The organism is Vibrio sp. Y10_XG_PY6 (genome assembly GCF_024181795.1).
GTDB classification, from domain to species: domain Bacteria; phylum Pseudomonadota; class Gammaproteobacteria; order Enterobacterales; family Vibrionaceae; genus Vibrio; species Vibrio diabolicus.
This window is the reverse complement of the sequence record NZ_JAMZAQ010000003.1, coordinates 81,820-102,829: the sequence shown is the minus strand read 5'-3', so window position 1 is coordinate 102,829 and position 21,010 is coordinate 81,820. Positions and strand designations below refer to the sequence as shown.

16 protein-coding genes are annotated in these 21,010 nt (G+C 46.5%); 9 read left to right on the top strand and 7 right to left on the bottom strand.

All coding sequences use genetic code 11. The features are described 5' to 3' along the window. Window positions 1-263 precede the first annotated feature (263 nt). Both pckA and NL644_RS16505 read left to right on the top strand, forming a co-directional pair. Window positions 264-1,892, top strand: coding sequence for a phosphoenolpyruvate carboxykinase (ATP) (pckA, locus tag NL644_RS16510; protein ID WP_145473362.1), 1,629 nt, complete (start codon window positions 264-266; stop codon window positions 1,890-1,892). Between the two features lie 193 nt (window positions 1,893-2,085). Further along, on the top strand, window positions 2,086-4,167 hold the full coding sequence (locus tag NL644_RS16505) for an AsmA family protein (protein WP_253658640.1): 2,082 nt from the start codon (window positions 2,086-2,088) through the stop codon (window positions 4,165-4,167). A 13-nt stretch (window positions 4,168-4,180) separates the two neighbouring features. Here the strand turns inward: NL644_RS16505 and NL644_RS16500 are convergent, their stop codons facing one another. The 3 genes from NL644_RS16500 to NL644_RS16490 all read right to left on the bottom strand — a co-directional run bounded on the left by NL644_RS16500 (window position 4,181) and on the right by NL644_RS16490 (window position 6,555). Then, a complete protein-coding gene (locus tag NL644_RS16500) occupies window positions 4,181-5,098 on the bottom strand; it encodes a bifunctional GNAT family N-acetyltransferase/hotdog fold thioesterase (RefSeq protein WP_005395003.1) in 918 nt (305 codons plus the stop codon). A gap of 106 nt (window positions 5,099-5,204) precedes the next feature. Further along, window positions 5,205-5,639 (bottom strand): D-aminoacyl-tRNA deacylase, encoded by a 435-nt coding sequence (gene dtd, locus NL644_RS16495; protein WP_012841223.1) that lies wholly within the window; start codon window positions 5,637-5,639, stop codon window positions 5,205-5,207. Beyond that, window positions 5,611-6,555 (bottom strand): virulence factor BrkB family protein, encoded by a 945-nt coding sequence (locus tag NL644_RS16490; protein WP_005379281.1) that lies wholly within the window; start codon window positions 6,553-6,555, stop codon window positions 5,611-5,613. Before NL644_RS16490 ends, dtd begins: the two co-directional genes overlap by 29 nt. Window positions 6,556-6,589: 34 nt before the next feature. On the opposite strand from NL644_RS16490, the gene NL644_RS16485 reads away from it, so the two are divergent. Further along, the gene (locus tag NL644_RS16485; RefSeq protein ID WP_006741783.1) at window positions 6,590-7,231 is read left to right on the top strand and encodes a DUF2959 domain-containing protein; all 642 of its coding nucleotides are present in this window, start codon (window positions 6,590-6,592) and stop codon (window positions 7,229-7,231) included. Between the two features lie 31 nt (window positions 7,232-7,262). Here NL644_RS16485 and NL644_RS16480 read toward each other — a convergent pair whose 3' ends face one another. Both NL644_RS16480 and typA read right to left on the bottom strand, forming a co-directional pair. After that, window positions 7,263-7,805: an AAA family ATPase gene (locus tag NL644_RS16480; protein WP_253658639.1), complete on the bottom strand. Its 543-nt coding sequence runs from the start codon at window positions 7,803-7,805 to the stop codon at window positions 7,263-7,265. 80 nt (window positions 7,806-7,885) lie between these two features. Then, entirely contained in the window at window positions 7,886-9,715 is a 1,830-nt protein-coding gene (gene typA / locus NL644_RS16475) for a translational GTPase TypA (protein WP_046874152.1), read from the bottom strand. 530 nt (window positions 9,716-10,245) lie between these two features. On the opposite strand from typA, the gene glnA reads away from it, so the two are divergent. From glnA to add, 6 genes are all read left to right on the top strand, one after another. Beyond that, a complete protein-coding gene (gene glnA / locus NL644_RS16470) occupies window positions 10,246-11,655 on the top strand; it encodes a glutamate--ammonia ligase (RefSeq protein WP_005395023.1) in 1,410 nt (469 codons plus the stop codon). A gap of 196 nt (window positions 11,656-11,851) precedes the next feature. Next, window positions 11,852-12,433 (top strand): DUF4124 domain-containing protein, encoded by a 582-nt coding sequence (locus NL644_RS16465; RefSeq protein WP_114323032.1) that lies wholly within the window; start codon window positions 11,852-11,854, stop codon window positions 12,431-12,433. Window positions 12,434-12,565: 132 nt separating this feature from the next. Next, entirely contained in the window at window positions 12,566-13,612 is a 1,047-nt protein-coding gene (gene glnL / locus NL644_RS16460; RefSeq protein WP_012841226.1) for a nitrogen regulation protein NR(II), read from the top strand. Between the two features lie 57 nt (window positions 13,613-13,669). Continuing rightward, window positions 13,670-15,073, top strand: a complete 1,404-nt coding sequence (gene glnG, locus NL644_RS16455) for a nitrogen regulation protein NR(I) (protein WP_005395036.1) — start codon at window positions 13,670-13,672, stop codon at window positions 15,071-15,073. Window positions 15,074-15,175: 102 nt separating this feature from the next. Further along, window positions 15,176-17,722, top strand: coding sequence for an EAL domain-containing protein (locus tag NL644_RS16450; RefSeq protein WP_005395037.1), 2,547 nt, complete (start codon window positions 15,176-15,178; stop codon window positions 17,720-17,722). Window positions 17,723-17,869: 147 nt separating this feature from the next. Then, the gene (gene add / locus NL644_RS16445) at window positions 17,870-18,874 is read left to right on the top strand and encodes an adenosine deaminase (RefSeq protein WP_005395038.1); all 1,005 of its coding nucleotides are present in this window, start codon (window positions 17,870-17,872) and stop codon (window positions 18,872-18,874) included. A gap of 70 nt (window positions 18,875-18,944) precedes the next feature. Here the strand turns inward: add and hemN are convergent, their stop codons facing one another. Further along, the gene (gene hemN / locus NL644_RS16440; protein ID WP_109168673.1) at window positions 18,945-20,336 is read right to left on the bottom strand and encodes an oxygen-independent coproporphyrinogen III oxidase; all 1,392 of its coding nucleotides are present in this window, start codon (window positions 20,334-20,336) and stop codon (window positions 18,945-18,947) included. A 184-nt stretch (window positions 20,337-20,520) separates the two neighbouring features. Next, on the bottom strand, window positions 20,521-21,009 hold the full coding sequence (locus NL644_RS16435; protein ID WP_005379254.1) for a DUF2489 domain-containing protein: 489 nt from the start codon (window positions 21,007-21,009) through the stop codon (window positions 20,521-20,523). Between the last annotated feature and the right edge of the window lies 1 nt (window position 21,010).

The window sequence follows — 21,010 nt, the reverse complement described above, 5'->3', positions numbered from 1 at the left end:
CTCGTAATGCCTCGCTTCAAGCGTAATAAAACAACTGCTTAATTTTAAACAATTAATAATGATTTTGCCCTAGCGCAAAGGATTGCGTGCACGATAAACTATTCCCACCAATATGTGACGGGTTACCTAAAACCTTATTGAAATCATGGATAAATTTTGAGCTATCTCCCTGTTTTCTCCCCGCCCCGTTGCTAGCATGGTGAGCAGATTAAAATTAAAACATTCTTACAAAATCCCTACAAAAATCCTTATAAGGAGCACCTATGACCGTTATGGAACATACTAAGGCTGCAACACTTGATCTAACCAAGCACGGACTGCATAACGTTAAAGAGGTTATTCGCAACCCTAGCTACGAAATGTTGTTTGAGGAAGAAACGCGTGAAGACCTAACAGGTTATGAGCGTGGCGTGGTTACTGAACTAGGTGCGGTTGCCGTTGACACTGGCATCTTTACTGGTCGCTCACCAAAAGATAAATACATCGTCAAAGACGCTACGACAGAAGAGCATATGTGGTGGACGTCTGATCAAGTAAAAAATGACAACAAACCAATCACTCCAGAAGTGTGGGACGAGCTGAAAGAACTGGTCACAAACCAGCTTTCTAACAAACGCTTGTTTGTTGTTGACGGTTACTGTGGTGCAAACCCAGATACGCGTTTGAGCATTCGTGTTATCACGGAAGTCGCATGGCAAGCGCACTTCGTTAAAAACATGTTTATCCGCCCAACAGAAGAAGAATTGACAACATTTGAACCAGACTTCGTGGTAATGAATGGCGCAAAATGCACTAACCCAAAATGGGAAAAGCAAGGTCTGAACTCAGAAAACTTCACCGTATTTAACCTAACCGAGCGCATGCAACTTATCGGTGGTACTTGGTACGGCGGTGAGATGAAGAAAGGCATGTTCGCAATGATGAACTACTTCCTTCCATTAAAAGACATCGCATCAATGCACTGTAGCGCTAACATGGGCAAAGACGGCGACGTAGCGGTATTCTTTGGTCTCTCTGGTACCGGTAAAACCACACTATCAACTGACCCTAAACGTGCGCTAATTGGTGATGATGAGCACGGTTGGGATGATGACGGCGTCTTCAACTTCGAAGGTGGTTGTTACGCGAAAACCATCAAGCTATCGAAAGAAGCGGAGCCAGACATCTACAACGCAATTCGCCGTGATGCACTGCTAGAAAACGTAACGGTACGTAGCGATGGTTCTATCGACTTTGATGATGGTTCGAAAACAGAAAACACTCGTGTTTCTTACCCTATCTACCATATCGACAACATTGTTAAGCCAGTATCAAAAGGCGGTCACGCGAATAAAGTGATCTTCCTATCAGCGGACGCATTTGGTGTGCTACCTCCAGTGTCTAAATTGACACCTGAGCAAACTAAGTACCACTTCCTATCTGGCTTTACTGCAAAACTGGCAGGAACAGAGCGTGGTATTACTGAGCCAACGCCAACCTTCTCTGCATGTTTTGGCGCAGCGTTCCTAACGCTTCACCCAACTAAATACGCAGAAGTACTGGTTAAACGTATGGAAGCAGCAGGCGCTGAGGCTTACCTAGTGAACACAGGTTGGAACGGCACTGGCAAACGTATCTCGATTCAAGATACGCGCGGAATTATTGATGCGATTCTTGATGGTTCGATTGAAGATGCACCAACTAAGCACATTCCTATCTTCAATCTTGAGGTACCGACTTCACTACCAGGTGTGGATCCAAGCATTCTAGACCCTCGTGACACGTACGTTGATCCACTTCAGTGGGAAAGCAAAGCGAAAGACTTGGCTGAACGCTTTATCAATAACTTTGATAAATACACGGACAATGCGGAAGGTAAATCTCTGGTTGCCGCTGGCCCTCAGATTGATTAAATCGAGTAACAACGACGTCGCGTAAACCACAGTGGTAAGTGGTCAGCCACTTATCACTTTTACGTAGACCAAGTTACAAAAAAACCGCTTCAAGCCCCTCTTTTGAGGGGCTTTTTATTGAATACCGCAGAATATTGATACAAGCTAAAGCCTATCTAGTTTTATTTAATAGCAAACGTAGGTTCTAGCAGGGATGAAAACAGCGCGTCGAGTTCTAATTCTGTTACTGGTTATCTTAGTTGCCATTCCGGCCACTATGATTGCGCTGTTAACAACATCTTACGCCGATGCAACTTGGCGTCTGCTATCAAACAGCCTCTCCCTGCCCTTTCAAGCAGAAAGCGTGCGTTACGATTTTCCCTACCACTTAACTTTACAGGGTGTGAACACAAACGTAGACGACGGCTCTTACATCGAGCAAGTCGATTTATGGATGAATCCCGATGTTTATCGCGATGGTAAATGGATCGTTGATAGCTTATTGATTGATGGACTTAATTTGCAGTATGGCGCGCCAAAGCTCCCGCCTTTAGATAACGTTTTGTTCCATCAAATCGCGCTCAAAAATATTGATTACGCCGACGAGCAGTTTTCTGGTAATGGCATTGACCTTCAAATTCAATCACCACAATGGAATGGCCAGTTAATACCATATGGCGAGGTTCAACTTGCAGCCGACCAGATCTATTGGAATGGCGAAGCCTTTAATCAGGTCTTGGTCGACATGGACTACAAACCGCAAGACAGTACGCTCTATGGCACTTCATTTAACTGGCGTAACAGTCAAATTTCAGGGCAAGGCGAGCAGTATCCACAAGGCTGGTCTTTAGTGAATGTGACCATCAATAAGTTGCAACTCAATCATATCCAGCTCCAATCACTGCTTGCTAAGCCTTGGCAAGCAATGCCATTCCAGATTAATCACATTAATAGCTTAGACTTACTGAACGCCGATATTAAATGGGGCGATTGGCACTGGCAAAACTTAGAGCTCTCCGTAGAAAACGCCACACTGCCACTGTCTCCCTGGGAGACAACGGCTCAAGTTTCATTGCAGGCGGATAGCGTCCGATTCCAACAGCAAACCGCAATAGAGCCGCGTTTAAGTGCTGTTATAGAGCCTGGAAAAATCCAGCTCAACGAGCTCAGCTTAGATTGGCAGCAAGGTCGTGTGCAGGTCTCTGGGGTGTTCACTCCAACGCAATGGCAACTCGAAGAAGCCTCCATTCAAGGCCTCAAGTGGGCAATACAACCTGAAGATAACCAAAACTGGTGGCACGCCGCCATCAGTAAGTTAGATCATGTCACAGTCCAACGACTCGACATCGAGCGCAGCCAAATCATTCAGCTATCTCACGAACCTTATTGGCAGTTCTCCGGTTTAAACATCGAAGGGCAGCAGCTTGATCTTAAGCAGTTAGGTCAACGTTGGGGCCTTTGGCATGGCGATCTGGAAGTCAGCGTTGTCAACGCCAGTTATAACCAAGTGCTCACGTCTCATGCTGCACTTGCCATGCAAAGTGAGAATGGCTTTTGGCAACTGACACGCCTTTTTGCACCACTCGAGCAAGGCTACGTTGAAGGCGTCGGACAGATAGACCTAAGTACTCCGAGTCAGCCTTGGGCACTCAACCTCAATGCCGATGGTATTCCCTTATCACTCTTCCACGATTATTTACCCGACACACTGGCTATTGATGGTCTTTCCGATCTCAGCCTCGATCTACAAGGGTTATCAGGTGATCGCAACATGCTGGCCTACAGCTTATCGGGTGAAGTGGAAGCCAACCTACGAGATACCCGTTTAAAGTCCCAAGCGAATCATTCTCTCAAAGCCATTACCTTAAGTCCGCTGCGTTTAACCGCACAACGAGGGGAAGTCGCCATAGAACCAGTCACCATTTCAGGGAAAGCTATGAGTGGTAGGGTTTGGGGCGAGTTTGATATGGCCAACAACCCGCTAAGTGGCATTGTTTATCAATGGAAAGAGTCGTGCGGGAGCGTTGAAGGCGATCTACTCAGTGGCGAAATCCATCATAATGAGTGTTTAAAAGCACCAGCTCCAAAAGAACCGGCTGATGTTGAAAGCACTCCACAAACAAGTGAATCAGCCATGGAGCTGCCAACTGCGATTGATAACATCAATGTGGAGATTCAAGAGGAAGAAATTGTCGAAGAAGACGAAGCATCTGTCACTGATCCCACCACAGAGGAACAAATCCTCCCACCGACAGAGCGAGAAAACGAAACAGATAAGCGCCCTACAGATCAGTAAGGCGCCCTCTCAATTAACAGCTGAGTAATTGCGAATAGTTCGGTATCAGCATATAGGTACCAACAAAATCTACGGCTGGCGTGTCGCCACTATAAATCACCACGTGAATGACGATGCGTGCTTTACGCCCTGACTCCAATCGATCTAGGTCACCACTGATCCCATCTAACGAAGTACTTGCCACGGGGTTTTGTTCGACTGGTTGACGATAACGAATCGAGCTGTCGGCCAACACAATATCACCATGCAAACCGCGCTCTTTAAGCAGCAGCCACGTCATACCCCACCCCGTCAAGGTAGCTAAAGTAAAAGCCGACCCCGCAAACATGGTGTTATGCGGATTAAGGTTTGGATTAAGTTGCGCGCAGCATTCAAACTGGTAACCCGTGTACTGGTTAATTTTTATCCCCATTTTGTCACTAATTGGGATCTGTTGCTCCCAGCGCTGCTGAAGTTCAGTGCACCATTCTGGGCGACGCAACACATTCGCCATCGGATCCAATGGTTTCACCATTTGCTGGTGACGCACAGGACCGCGCTCGTCGGTCAGTTCACCGCGACGCTCAAAGCCATTTTTCTCGTAAAAGGCGATGGCATCTTCACGGGCATTACACACCAAGCGCTTCGCCCCTTCTTGGCGTGCTAACGACTCTAGCGCGACCAGAACCAGCGAGCCCATACCTTTACTGCGGCGATTATTTTTAACCGCCATATAGCGGATTTGGCCATCATTATCCGGCGTAATGTATAAACGACCGATCGCCATAGGACGACCTCGGCCATCAACAATCATACGGTGATGGCTCATTTCATCGTATTCATCGCGTTCAGAGCCAATTGGCATACGCCATGGCTCACGAAGCAGTTGCCAGCGAAACTGATAATACTTGTTTATCTGATTATCGGTTTTGGGAGTAATGAGTTTGAACATATCAATCCTTTGAAAGCACAACACTAATAAATGTCGGGAAAATCACTCCAAGCCAATTCCATGAGCTTGGAGTTAAAGCTTAGACCATGGCGCTTGTGTTACCAGACTAGACCTGCAACCAAAACGTCACCGGACCGTCATTCACTAAGGACACTTTCATATCGGCAGCGAAGCGGCCACGCTGTGTGGGTAAAACTTGTTCACACAAATCAGAAAAGTAATCATACAAGCGCTCCGCATCAGCAGGATGCGCACCGCGAGAAAAGCCAGCACGAGTGCCTTTTTTTGTATCCGCAGGTAACGTAAATTGAGAAACCACCAGCACTTTGCCTTCTACCTGTTTGACATTCAGGTTCATCTTACCTTCATCATCTTCGAACACGCGGTAGGTCGTAACACGCTCCATCAAGCGTTTTGCTTTGGCCTCATCGTCGTCTTTCTCTACTCCTAATAAGACCAGCAGACCACGATCAATTTCCCCTACGACTTCACCATCCACACGGACGGCAGCTTCACTGACTCGTTGAATTAGCGCTATCACTACTCTCGCTTCCTTCATCTGTTAACTGAGATTCAGCGGTCGAGTGTATCATGTCTAAATCTTCACTCCAGTGCTCTCGCTCACCAAGCGCAGCTGTGACTTCCGCACCCAATAACACGATCATCCAGCATAAATACACCCAAACAAACAAGATAGGAATCGCGGCTAACGCGCCGTAAATGAGCTGATAAGACGGGAACTGCGTGATGTAGAGTGCAAAGCCCTTTTTACTTAATTCGAACAGTATCGCAGCGACTGCTGCCCCCATCGCGCCATGAGCCAGGTGCACTTTTTTATTCGGCACCAGAATATATAAGCCAAGGAAAGCGAAAAAAGACAACAACAGCGGTAACCAACGTAAAAACAGATTGAACGCACCAGATAATGTCTCGTTCTCTAAAATTTGCAGTGAGGTCACGTACGATGTCGCCGCGATACTCGCACCGACCATGATCGGCCCTAACGTGAGTACCATCCAATACATAGAGAATGAAAAGACTAAACGGCGCTTGTCTTTAACTCGCCAAATGTAGTTTAAGTTCTTATCAATGTTCGAAATCAGCATGACTGCAGCAATGAATAAAAACCCACCGCCAACCGCGCTCATTTTGCCCGTATTCGCCACAAATTCCTGCAATGCCGTATGTACAGCTTCCCCAGATGCCGGAACAAAATTCTCAATAATGTAGCCTTGCAACACCTCACCGACGTTCGCAAAAACGGGAAATTTCGACAATATTGATAACAATACCGTCAGCATTGGCACGATGGATAACAAGGTAATGTAGGCAAGATAGCCCGCGTTCACATTGACGCGATCATGCGTTAATCGCTTAAGAAGATACTTAAAAAACGCGACGCAACTTGGCAGTAGATTGATTAATCTTGCCTTGTAACTCTCTGATAACTGGTTCATAGTTCATCCCATAATTAGCGTCGAGGACATAAGAATGCCTTATTTATTAGCAATTGTACTATCAATTTTCACTTTAACAGGGTGTCAATCTGCTTATTACTCAGCGATGGAGCAAGTTGGGTACCATAAACGAGATATTATGGTCGACCGCGTTGAAGATGCCAAAGAATCTCAACAAGATGCACAAGAAGAATTCACCAGTGCGCTCGAAGCCTTATCTGCGATCACTAATTTTGATGGTGGTGAGCTAGAAAGTGTCTACAACAAAATCAATGACAAGTACGAAGACAGCGAAAAAGCGGCGCAAGACGTTCGTGACCGCATTGCTGCGATTGAAGACGTTTCCGGCGCACTGTTTAATGAATGGCAAGACGAACTAGAGCTGTACTCGAGCGCGAAATTGCGCCGTTCAAGCGAACAAAAGCTACGTGAAACCAAAGCTTCGTACAAAACCATGCTTAGCGCAATGAAGCGTGCAGAGAAAAAGATGACGCCTGTACTAAATACACTGCGCGACAACACGTTGTACTTGAAACACAACCTTAACGCCAGTGCAATTGGCTCTCTACAAGGTGAGTTTTCTAGTCTAGAGAAAGACATTCAGTTTGCCATCAAACAGATGAACGAAGCGATTGCAGAGTCTGATAAATTCCTGCAAAAGCTCAATCAAAAGTAAATGATTCAAACCTCCTCCTAGCGAGGAGGTTTTAGTCTGCGACCTCACCAACTAAACCGATGACTCTTCGAACAAAGCCTACTCGTTCTAGCACACTGCCCCATGGCACTTCTACCACTTCGTAACCCAACTCAGCATAGATATCCACTAAGGACTGATGAATCTCCAATGCTTCTTCAAAGCTGTGTGGACGCACTTCATCTTGCACGTAAATGGATGCTTCAGGTCGACAAGTAAACACCTGACTATGATACCCAGCACTTTCGGTTAAGAAAGCTTGGTCAACCTTACAACCGCCCACTTGTAAGTAAGCAATGATGTCTGGGATCGCGCGATCAACAAACGCAATGTCATGACAACGCGCATCACTCTTTTGCTTGCTCATCAAGTCGAGACACAATTGAGCAAACTCAGGCAGGTTCGTCCACGGCAAGATACCGTCGTCTAACTGGTTTTGCTGTTCAATTAGCGTACGAGAGCTCTCTACAAACGTCGCATACCCTTGCCGCTCTAATGCATTCAGTAGGGTGGTTTTCCCCGCACCTGGGCCACCAGTAATCACAATTGGCTTCATGCTGATATGTTCATTCTCTAGATACAAAAAACCCTGAGCATAACTCAGGGCTTCTTCTTAATTGAATCGCTTAACGAAAATTATTTCGCGCCACGAGAAGCACGTTTACGATCGCTTTCCGTTAGGAATTTCTTACGGATACGGATGCTTTCAGGTGTTACTTCTACTAGCTCGTCGTCATCGATGAACTCAAGCGCTTGCTCTAGTGTCATGATGATTGGCGGAGTTAGAACCTGTGCGTCATCGGTACCAGATGCACGAACGTTGGTTAGCTGCTTACCTTTCAGTGCGTTTACTGTTAGGTCGTTGTCGCGGCTGTGAATACCGATAACCATGCCTTCGTAAACTTCCACACCGTGACCGATAAATAGACGACCACGTTCTTGAAGGTTGAACAGTGCGTTAGTTAGCGCTTTACCCGCAGCGTTAGCAATCAGAACACCGTTGATACGCTGACCGATGTTACCGCCTTTGTGTGGGCCGTAGTGGTCAAACGTATGGTATAGAAGACCAGAACCAGAAGTCAGTGTCATGAATTCCGTTTGGAAGCCGATCAGACCACGAGATGGCATGATGAAGTCCATACGTACACGGCCTTTACCGTCTGGAGCCATATCTTTCAGCTCACCTTTACGTAGGCCGATATTCTCCATGATACCGCCTTGGTGCTCTTCCATTACGTCGATAGTTACCGTTTCAAACGGTTCCATTAGCTGACCATCTTCTTCTTTGATGATTACTTCTGGACGAGATACGGCAAGCTCGAAGCCTTCACGACGCATGTTTTCGATCAGGATAGACAGGTGAAGCTCACCACGGCCTGATACGCGGAATTTGTCTGGATCGTCTGTTTGTTCAACGCGCAGTGCAACGTTGTGTACCAGTTCCTTCTCTAGACGCTCAAGGATGTTACGTGAAGTGACGAACTTACCTTCTTTACCAGCGAATGGAGACGTGTTTACTTGGAACGTCATGGTTACTGTTGGTTCATCAACAGACAGTGCTGGTAGTGCTTCTACTGCGTTTTGTGCACAGATAGTGTCAGAGATTTTAAGCTCGCCAAGACCAGTGATTGCAATGATATCACCCGCGTTAGCTTGCTCAACTTCGTGACGCTCTAGGCCTAGGTAGCCCATTACTGTACCCACTTTACCGTTGCGAGTTTTGCCGTCTGCACCAACAACCGTTACTTGCTGGTTTGGCTTAACGCTACCACGAGTTACACGGCCAACGCCGATAACGCCAACGTAAGAGCTGTAATCCAACTGAGAGATTTGCATCTGTAGTGGACCATCTAGGTCAACTTCTGGTGCAGCTACTTCGCCAACGATAGTTTCGAATAGCGGTTCCATGTTCTCGCCAGTTTCGCCTTCTTCTAGAGAAGCCCAACCGTTAAGAGCAGAAGCGTAAACCACTTTAAAGTCTAACTGTTCGTCAGAAGCACCTAGGTTGTCGAATAGGTCGAACACTTGGTCCATAACCCAATCAGGACGTGCACCAGGGCGGTCAATCTTGTTGATAACAACGATTGGTTTTAGACCATGAGCAAACGCTTTTTGTGTTACGAAACGCGTTTGAGGCATTGGACCATCAACCGCGTCAACGATAAGTAGTACAGAGTCTACCATCGACATGATACGTTCAACTTCGCCACCGAAGTCCGCGTGTCCCGGAGTATCTACGATGTTGATACGGTAATCGTTCCAGTCGATTGCTGTGTTTTTAGCAAGAATGGTAATACCGCGCTCTTTCTCGATGTCGTTCGAGTCCATGACTCGCTCTTCAGCTTCACCGCGAGACTCAAGCGTGCCTGATTGTTGTAGCAGCTTGTCAACCAACGTGGTTTTACCGTGGTCAACGTGCGCGATGATCGCGATATTTCTTAATTTATCAATCTGTGGAGTAGCCATGGATATTGATTCACTTAGATAGATGAAATGCCCCCACGCTGAGAACGGGTGCTCTCTGGCGACATTTGCTGATTAAAAAAACGGCCATAATGTACCAGATTTTAGCAAAAAGCCTAGAAATATGTGATCTACTCCCGAGCATTTCTGCGATTTTTACGCTTAATGCCCATTTTCTTCCTCAGAACGAATTGATTAAACGCAACTTTATTCCAATCGATGCATAATTCAAATTGACTCTTGCTCAAAAACTGGGCTGAATAAGCAATGCGCCTGTCACATTATGGTGCAATAATGATTTTCCGCACCACAATAGTGCAAGTAAAGATCATTTTGGTGCAATCATCTGCACCAAGCTAGCGCCAAAAAACACAATTGCTTGAAATTAATGGAATATTTTTTTTGGCACGGTTTTGGCTTTAGTTAAAACAGCATCGATTAATGAAAAGTCAAATTGATTAATCAATGCCAGGTTTCATGAATAATTCATAAATCGAGCTTTTACCGCTTATTAACACTGGAGGTTATCCAAGATGTCAGTAGAAAACGTTCTATCGCTGATCCAAGAAAACGAAGTTAAGTTTGTTGACCTACGCTTCACTGATACAAAAGGTAAAGAGCAGCACATTTCGATCCCTGCTCACCAAATCGACGCAGACTTCTTCGAAGAAGGTAAAATGTTCGATGGTTCATCAGTTGCTGGCTGGAAAGGTATCAACGAATCAGACATGGTAATGATGCCTGACGCATCTTCTGCTGTGCTTGACCCATTCACGGAAGACGCAACACTCAACATCCGTTGTGACATCTTAGAGCCGGCAACAATGCAAGGCTACGACCGTGACCCACGTTCTATCGCAAAACGCGCTGAAGACTTCATGCGCTCTACTGGCGTTGCAGATACTGTACTTATCGGTCCTGAGCCAGAATTCTTCCTATTTGACGACGTGAAATTCGCGACTGACATGTCAGGCTCTTTCTTCAAGATCGATGACGTAGAAGCAGCATGGAACACAGGTTCTGATTACGAAGAAGGTAACAAAGGTCACCGTCCAGGCGTTAAAGGTGGTTACTTCCCTGTAGCTCCAGTGGATTCATCTCAAGACATCCGTTCTGCTATGTGTCTAGTAATGGAAGAAATGGGTCTTGTTGTTGAAGCGCACCACCACGAAGTGGCAACAGCGGGTCAAAACGAAATCGCAACTCGTTTCAACACGCTAACAACCAAAGCTGACGAAATCCAAATCTACAAGTACGTTGTACACAACGTTGCTCACGCGTTTGGTAAAACGGCAACATTCATGCCTAAACCACTTGTTGGTGACAACGGTAGCGGTATGCACGTTCACCAATCTCTAGCGAAAGATGGTGTAAACCTATTTGCTGGTGACAAGTACGGCGGTCTATCTGAAATGGCGCTTTACTACATTGGCGGTATCATCAAACACGCTCGTGCAATCAACGCATTTGCTAACCCATCAACAAACTCGTACAAACGTCTTGTACCAGGCTTCGAAGCGCCAGTTATGCTTGCTTACTCTGCACGTAACCGCTCTGCTTCAATCCGTATCCCTGTGGTACCAAGCCCGAAAGCACGTCGTATCGAAGTTCGCTTTGGTGACCCAGCGGCTAACCCATACCTATGCTTTGCATCAATGCTAATGGCTGGTCTTGACGGTATTAAGAACAAGATCCACCCAGGCGAAGCAATGGATAAAGACCTTTACGATCTACCAGCAGAAGAAGCAGCAGAAATCCCAACGGTTGCATACTCACTGAAAGACGCACTAGCAGAGCTAGATGCTGACCGTGAATTCCTAACAGCGGGTGGTGTATTCTCTGACGACTTCATCGACTCTTACATCGAGCTAAAATCTCAGGACGTAGAGCGCGTGAACATGACAACTCACCCAGTTGAGTTCGAACTTTACTACTCTGTATAAGGTCGACACTGTGTAAAATGTAAACACAGCAACAAAATATTAGGCTCGCCTCGCAGGCGGGCCTTTTTTGTATTCGTCAGTCAAGATTCGACGTTTAACATGAGGGGATAATAAAAATACGCTTGGACTTTTTACCTTGTAGGTCAAAGAGCTAAGCCATTGAAACGTGAAATCATCGATCAAAAGAAGGTGAGCAATGAAAGTTCAGCTTATTCCATCGCTATGTGCTCTCAGCGGATTGTTAATCGCCTCCATCGCATCAGCGCAGGTTGCTTATACATGGGTAGATAAAAATGGCGTGGTTCATTTTAGTGATACGCCAAACCAAGGTGCAAAAGCCATCGCGCTGCCAAACCTTGAAGCCAGCGCACCCGCTCCTAAGGTAGAAAGCACGGAATCACTCGCCCCTCAGGCCAAGCCATCGAAAGAGCCACAAGACAAGCCGGAAAAGAAAACCGATAAACCTCTCCCATTAAAGCTCTCGATGCTGACTCCTCAACATAACGAAACCATCCGCAGCAACCGAGGCATCATCAATATTCAACTGGAAACCAATCGCAAGCTTGGTATCGGCGAACAGTTGCAACTGCTGCTCGACGGAAAACCTTATGGTGCGCCACAAAGCCATATGATGTGGCAGTTAAACAATATTGACCGAGGCACCCACACACTGGCCGTGCACGCGAAAAGAAGCGGCAAGCTTATTGCATCTACTAGCCCTATAACGGTGCATTTACATAGAGCAAGTGTTAAGCCGACCGTAAAAGGGGCAAAATAGAATATCTGGTGAAAAAAATAGCATCACTGCGGTGCTTTTCACTTTTTCTTCTGAGATTTATTCGCCATACTTAACGTTCAATTGCACCATTATTGTGCAACGCACAATCTTAAAGCAAAACAAGGACGTAATGTGGATACCAGTCTTCCTAGTGCCATTCTCAACAACATGGTGACAGCAACGCTGATTCTTGATGATGGATTGGCTATCCGTTATGCCAATCCGGCTGCCGAGTTGCTGTTTTCTCAAAGCGCGAAACGTATTGTTGAACAATCGCTTTCTCAATTGATTCAACATGCGTCGCTGGATCTCGCGCTGCTCACTCAACCATTGCAAAGTGGCCAAAGCATCACCGACAGTGACGTCACTTTCGTTGTTGATGGCCGCCCCTTAATGCTAGAGGTGACAGTTAGCCCAATCACTTGGCAAAAACAACTGATGTTACTCGTCGAGATGCGCAAAATTGATCAACAGCGCCGACTCTCTCAAGAACTGAACCAGCACGCCCAGCAACAAGCGGCGAAACTGTTAGTCCGAGGGCTTGCACATGAGATCAAAAACCCGCTAGGTGGATTACGTGGTGCAGCGCAATTGCTAGAAAAAATGCTGCCAGATCCCTCTCTCACCGAGTATACGCACATCATTATTGAGCAAGCCGACCGTTTAAGAGCGCTCGTTGATCGATTACTCGGGCCACAAAAGCCAGGTAAGAAGACACAAGAAAACTTGCATCAAATTCTGGAAAAGGTTCGCCAGTTGGTTGAATTAGAATCGCAACGTTCAATCGTGATTGAACGCGATTACGACCCGAGCTTGCCAGAAATTTTGATGGATGCGGACCAAATCGAACAGGCGATGCTTAATATCGTCAGTAATGCAGCGCAAATTCTTAGCCATCAAGAACACGGTAAAATCACCATTCGCACCAGAACGGTGCATCAAGCTAATATTCACGGCAAACGCTGTAAACTCGCTGCGCGTGTCGAAATCACAGACAACGGCCCAGGCATTCCACCGGAATTACAAGACACGCTGTTCTATCCCATGGTCAGTGGCCGCGAGGGAGGAACTGGCTTAGGGCTGTCTATTTCACAAAATTTGATCGACCAGCACAATGGAAAAATAGACGTAGAAAGCTGGCCTGGTCACACAACATTTACTATTTATTTGCCGATCTGATTGCGCTAATGGACTTCAAGTCGCATCAGTTTTTCGGTTTGCTGCAAGGATTACTACATGAGTAAAGGATATGTTTGGGTCGTTGATGACGACAGTTCCATTCGCTGGGTGATGGAGAAAACGCTCTCCTCTGCCAACATAAAATGCGAAACCTATGCCGATGGGGAAAGCGTTTTGATGGCGCTCGAACGCGAAGTACCAGATGTGCTGGTATCAGACATTCGCATGCCGGGCATTGATGGATTAGAGCTGCTAAAACAAGTACAGCGCGATTACCCAGACCTTCCCGTGATTATCATGACCGCCCACTCAGATTTGGATGCGGCAGTGAATGCGTACCAAAAAGGCGCCTTTGAATACTTACCAAAACCTTTTGATATCGATGAAACCTTAACTCTGGTTGAACGAGCGATTGCGCACAGTCACGAAAATAAACGTGAGCAACTCTCTCCAGAAGACATTCCTGCGGAAACGCCAGAAATCATCGGTGAAGCGCCAGCCATGCAAGAAGTATTTCGCGCCATTGGTCGTCTTTCTCGCTCCTCAATTTCAGTATTGATTAACGGTGAATCGGGCACGGGTAAAGAGCTCGTTGCTCATGCGTTGCACCGCCATAGTCCTCGCGCCAACAAACCTTTTATTGCACTCAATATGGCGGCGATTCCCAAAGATCTGATTGAGTCAGAGTTGTTTGGTCATGAAAAAGGGGCATTTACCGGGGCGAACAATGTTCGTCAGGGTCGATTCGAACAAGCCAATGGCGGCACCCTATTTTTAGACGAAATCGGTGACATGCCGTTAGATATTCAAACCCGTTTGCTGCGTGTTCTGGCCGACGGACAGTTTTATCGAGTGGGCGGTCACTCCCCAATCAGCGTCGACGTAAGGATTGTCGCGGCAACACACCAGAATTTAGAAAAGCTGGTGCATGAAGGCGATTTCCGTGAAGACTTATTCCATCGCTTGAACGTGATTCGAGTGCAGATTCCGGCATTGCGTGAACGTAAGCAGGACATCGAAAAACTTACGCAGCATTTTCTTATCCGAGCGGCTGATGAGCTGGGGGTCGAAACCAAAACTCTGCATCCGTCGACCGTTGAAATTCTTAACCGCCTTGATTGGCCGGGCAACGTGCGTCAATTAGAGAATATTTGCCGTTGGTTAACCGTCATGGCCAGTGGTAGCGAGGTATTGCCAAACGACTTACCAAGCGAACTGCTCGAAGAGAAAAAATCCATTTCGGACTCTGAGCATGGCAGCTGGCAAGAACAATTGGCGGATTGGGCACGTCAATCACTCGCGGCAGGAGATAAAGAACTGCTTTCTTATGCTTTACCAGAATTTGAGCGCATTTTATTAGAGGCCGCTTTGGAGCACACTAAAGGTCACAAGCAAGATGCCGCTAAAGTATTAGGCTGGGGGCGAAACACGCTTACCAGAAAATTAAAAGAATTGTACTGACAATCACTTACGTGGTGCGTTAACAACGAGAGTCGTTTGTCACTCGATATTAACAAAAATATCAGTACAATTGTGGCGCACCACCATCTATGTGATTAGGCAATGTCTACTGCTACGACTCAAATTACACTGCGTACCGCTGTTCTCATTCCATTTGTCATGATCTTCTTACTGGCGATCGGTGTCATTGTCTACGTCCAAAAACAAAGCTACGAAGAAGTGGTCACAGATATCAGCGACAAACAACTTTCCGTGTTAACCGAAAGTGTCCACGACCACCTTAATAGCTATCTGCGCAAGCCGTTTACTGCAGTTATGGCTCTCGCACATAACGTCAGCTATCACAACCTTTATCACCCTCACGACACCTCAGATATTCAAAGCTACCTGCTGAGTGCATTCAAAAACCTTTACCAATCGATACCGCAGTTGGATGTCATCGCATTTGGTTCAGAAAGCGGTGACTTTGCCGGGTTCCGCCGCGAGCTTTCCGACGATTACACCTTAATGGTTCAAGATCGATATACCGATGGTGATCTGATTATTTATGGCACCAACCATGTGAGTAATAGCATTCGAACGGTTATCTCTCCATACGATCCTCGCACTCGCCCATGGTATACGCCCGTCGCAGAGACTCAAACCTCGATGTGGTCTGAGATTTATACGAATGCCGATGAACGCCAGGATATTACGCTGTCAGCCATGACACCGGTGTATAAACACGACCAATTTGCTGGCGTGTTGGTGACAGACATTCGCATCAACACATTTAACGAATTTCTACGTGAGTTAAAATACAACACCAAAGCTTCGGTCTACATCATGGACCCAGAGCATCGTTTAATCGCTCACTCAGGCCCGGGAAGCGTTATCTCATGGGGCACAAAGTTTTCTGATAAAGGGCAGCGTTTGTTTGCGGCTGAAAACGCAGATCCGATCATCAAAATCAGTGCGAGCCGCGTTCGGTCGTTTGATCTCAACAATACTAAGCAACCTTACACCTTTTCATTTGAGCATGACGGCCAACGTATTTTCAGCCGACTAACCCCATACCGAGATCAAAACGGTTTAACATGGTTTATTGGCACCTCTATATCTGAATCCGAGTTGCTGGGTACATTGCCGAAAAGCCAACAAAAGAGTTGGCTGGTCGGATTTATCGTCAGCTTATTTGGTATCGCCATCAGTTGGATCATTTTCAACCGAGTCACCAGACCGATTAACGCGACGGCCGACGCCGCCCAACACCTTGCGAATGGCGATTGGGACAGCAGTATGCCAAAACCTGGTTATGTGTATGAGACAACGGTACTTGTGCATGCCTTTAATGAGATGACGAGTAACCTCAGAGCCTCATTTAAAGCGTTGCGTGAGCAGTTGGTTTATGACTCTCTGACACGCTTATACAGTCGTCAGGGCTTGGTCGAAATCTGTGAGAACCAATCTCACCTGTGCCACGGCAGTTTATTTTTACTTGGTATCAACAAATTTAGAGATATCAACGACAGTGTGGGTCATCATAACGGTGATCAACTGTTGGTCAGCATCGCAGAAAGGCTAAAACAAGAGTTTAGTGATAACGCGTTACTGGCTCGGATTGGCGGTGATGAGTTCGCAGTGTTTCTCTCAAACGCCGATACTGAAGCCAAAGTTAAACAAACCGAGCGTCGATTACAGCAACTCTTTTCCACCCCATTTATGGTGGAAGGTGAGAATGTAGTGATGAAGATTTCACTTGGCATTGTGCAAACCCAACCAAATGAAACCATGCCGCTGTGGCTTCGCAACGCCAGCATCGCATTAAGCTACGCCAAGCAAGACTCACTGACCGGTGTCTGTCATTACAGCCCTGAACTGGCAAGCGCTTCAAAGTTCCGCACCCAAATGCTGACTAAGATTCAAACTGGCATCGAAAACCAAGAATTTGTCCCTCATTATCAACCTATTGTGGATCTCGCTAGTGGTAATGTGTGTGGCGCAGAAGCGCTGGCGCGCTGGCACAGTGACTCAGGAATGGTGTCACCATTAGATTTTATTCCAATCGCAGAAGAAAGCGGCATGATCAAAGCCATTGGCCAACAAATTCTGTTACAAGCTTGCCGCGATACATACCAAGCCATTCAAAGTAATCAGTGGCCATCAGACTTCCAACTGCATGTGAACATCTCCGTTAATCAACTGTCCTGCCCTGATTTTGTCGATACGGTGACCAACGTATTGGATATCACAAAATTACCCGCCAGTAACCTAACACTGGAGATCACCGAGTCGCGCATTATTGATAGCGCACCAACCACACTGGAAAATATGACCAAACTGCGTGATATGGGGATTGGTATCGCGATCGATGATTTCGGTACCGGTTACTCATCACTGGGTTATCTTCACTCACTGCCATTTACTTGTTTGAAGATTGATCGCACCTTCATCAATCAACTCACGCAAGAAAACTTAGACAGTTCGGTCGTTGCTGCGGTCATCAATATCACCGCGGGCCTCAAAACCAATGTCGTCGCAGAAGGCGTAGAGGATAGCAATCAAGCACAATTACTACGCTCTTTAGGCTGCAACCAAGTGCAAGGCTTCTATTACAGCCGTCCAATGCCACTAGAAGAGTGGCCAACACATTTGGTTAACATGAAGTAGAAAAGAGCGAGAATCGTTGATTTCCTAGTCATCCTCTACTGACAATCTACCTAACTGTTATTTATACTTAACTGCAAATCTTACCCATGTATTGTCACAGATGATGTTTGGGCCCTGTTCCAGTTCATAACTATCCGGATCGACATAATGATAACGAAGAACCTTCCTCTTACTGATTTGCACCGCCACCTAGACGGTAACATTCGTACTAAAACGATTCTTGAGCTTGGCCAAAAATTTGGTATTGCTCTGCCAGCGTACGATATTGAGTCTCTAACTCCTCACGTTCAAATTGTCGAAGCGGAACCCTCTCTTGTTGCTTTCCTTTCTAAGCTCGACTGGGGTGTTGCGGTACTGGGCGACCTAGATGCATGTCGTCGTGTGGCGTACGAAAACGTGGAAGACGCACTAAACGCTCAAATCGATTACGCTGAACTGCGTTTCTCACCATACTACATGGCAATGAAACACAAGTTACCAGTAGCGGGTGTTGTTGAAGCAGTCGTGGACGGTGTGCAAGCGGGTATGCGCGATTTTGGCGTGAAAGCCAACCTGATCGGCATCATGAGCCGCACATTTGGCACCGACGCGTGCCAACAAGAACTGGACGGCATTCTGAGCCAAAAAGATCACATCGTTGCTGTCGACTTGGCGGGTGACGAACTGGGCCAACCAGGCGATCGCTTTGTGTCTCACTTCAAACAAGTACGCGACGCTGGCCTTGGGGTAACGGTTCATGCTGGTGAAGCAGCAGGTGCAGAGAGCATGTGGCAAGCAATCAATGAGCTGGGCGCAACTCGTATCGGTCACGGCGTAAAAGCGATCCACGATCCAAAACTGATGGATTACCTAGCAGAAAACCGCATTGGTATTGAGTCTTGCCTAACATCAAACTATCAAACAAGCACGGTAGAAACGTTAGAAAACCACCCTCTCAAACAGTTCCTAGAGCATGGAGTTCTTGCGTGTCTGAACACTGACGACCCAGCGGTTGAAGGTATCGAGCTGCCATACGAATACGAAGTAGCGGCACCAGCAGCTGGTCTGAGCCAAGACCAGATTCGCCAAGCACAAATCAATGGTCTTGAGATTGCATTCCTTTCAGAAGCAGAAAAAGCGGAACTGAAAGCAAAAGTAAAAGATCGCGCTTAAATCCAGCGAAAACATAAAAAAATGCCAGCATCTGCTGGCATTTTTTTATATCTTGAATCGGCGTCTATGATTAGATAACACGAGAGAATTGTTGCTGACGCGCCTTCGCTCGCAGGTACTTATCGAAGCTCATACAAATATTACGGATCAGCAAACGACCTCGCAGCGTCACACGAATTTCATTGTCATCCACTTCCACCAGCTCATCGTTGATGAAGGTCTGAAGTAGCTGCAAGTCTTCTTTAAAGTACTGATCAAACTTCACTTTAAACTCAGACTCGATCGCTTTCTTGTCTAGTTTAAAATTACAAATCAGCTGCTTGATCACTTCGCGACGTAGCAAATCATCAGAGTCCAGCGAGACCCCTTTCCACAGTGCGTGACGAAGTTCGTTGACTTGAGCGTAGTATTTCTTCAGCTCTTTCTGGTTTTGCGCGTATGCATCGCCGATCATCGAGATTGCAGAGACACCAAAGCCAACCAAATCACATTCACCTTGTGTGGTGTAGCCTTGGAAGTTGCGATGCAAAATACCTTCGCGCTGAGCAACGGCAAGTTCGTCATCAGGCAATGCAAAATGGTCCATACCGATGAACTGGTAGCCAGCACCAGTCAGTGTCGCGATGGTGTCTTGCAGAATCGCCATCTTCTCTTCTGCTTTAGGCAGATCTTCGTCTTTAATCTTACGCTGCGCTGCAAATAGCTGTGGCATGTGCGCGTAGTTAAATACGGACAGACGGCCCGGCTGCATTTCCAGTACTTGTTCTAACGTCTTGGCAAAAGAGACTTTGGTTTGCTTTGGCAAGCCGTAGATCAAATCTAGGTTTGTCGAACGGAAACCCAACTCTTTTGCGCGCGCAACCATCGCAAAGATGAACTCTTCATCTTGCTCACGGTTCACCAGCTTTTGCACTTCTTTGTTGAAGTCCTGAACACCGATGCTCAAGCGGTTAAAGCCTTCGCTACGCAGGTGATCCAACATGGTGATCTGAATTTCACGCGGGTCAACTTCGATACTGATTTCAGCATCACTGCTAAAGGTAAACTCTTGGCGCAACAGGCTCATTACGCGTGTAATTTGCTTTTCAGAAAGGAACGTTGGCGTACCACCACCAAAGTGCAATTGCGTTACCGTTCTGCCCACCAATAAAGCTGCACGTTGACGAATCTCATGCTCAAGCACATCGAGGTATTCGTCCGCTTTGTGCGAGTGGCGCGTGATGACTTTATTACAACCACAGTAGTAACAAAGCTTGTGACAGAACGGAATGTGCACGTACAGCGATAATGGGCGGTCTGGGTACTGAGTGCATGCCATATCATAATCAGAAATGGTGAACGCTTCATGGAACTCCAGCGCCGTTGGGTACGACGTGTAGCGAGGACCGGAATAGTTGTACTTATCCAATACCGCTTGATCCCAGACGATTTGCTGCTTCGATTCAGTGTGTTGATTCGACATGGTGGTACTTTCCGTTAAATGCTAGGGCAACGAAAGCCGTCACCCGATATTCAGAGCCGCTATTTTGCCATACGACGATGACAAGCGTGGCAACGCCGACTGGCTTTTTAATTATAAAACTAAAGAAGTGCTAGCGTGATCACGATACCCCCAACAGTCATAAGGAAACCATTGGGGGTAACTATTAAATCATCTGAATATTGATTTGATTATTCAGTGGCTGGACGTTTTTCTGCAACACTTTGAGCTCCTCAATGATCGCATCAGTGAGGCGGCTTTCCGCTTTATGACGCGTCAAGTTCTGTTGCATACGCTCTTTCTTGGCAAGTTGTTGGCGTTCTTCACCACGTGCCATATCTTTCACGATATGGTAAAGCTCAGAAATTGCAGGGTACGTTTTATCGAAATCGACACGGTCTTCACCTTGTACATAATCCATGATGTTATACACACGAATACTGATTTCAGATAAATCGCATTGGCCTTGAATACCCGCCTGACACAAGGTATGCACATTCTCAAAAATGTTGGCGTTACGTTTATCTATCGCCAATTTTTGATGCTTTAGCTGCAATTCCTTTTGCTTTTTCAATTGAAGCAGAAGGTAACCTGCATAAGAAGCAAGTGCGATGATAATCACAACACCAGCAATAGCTAATAAGGTTACATTCATA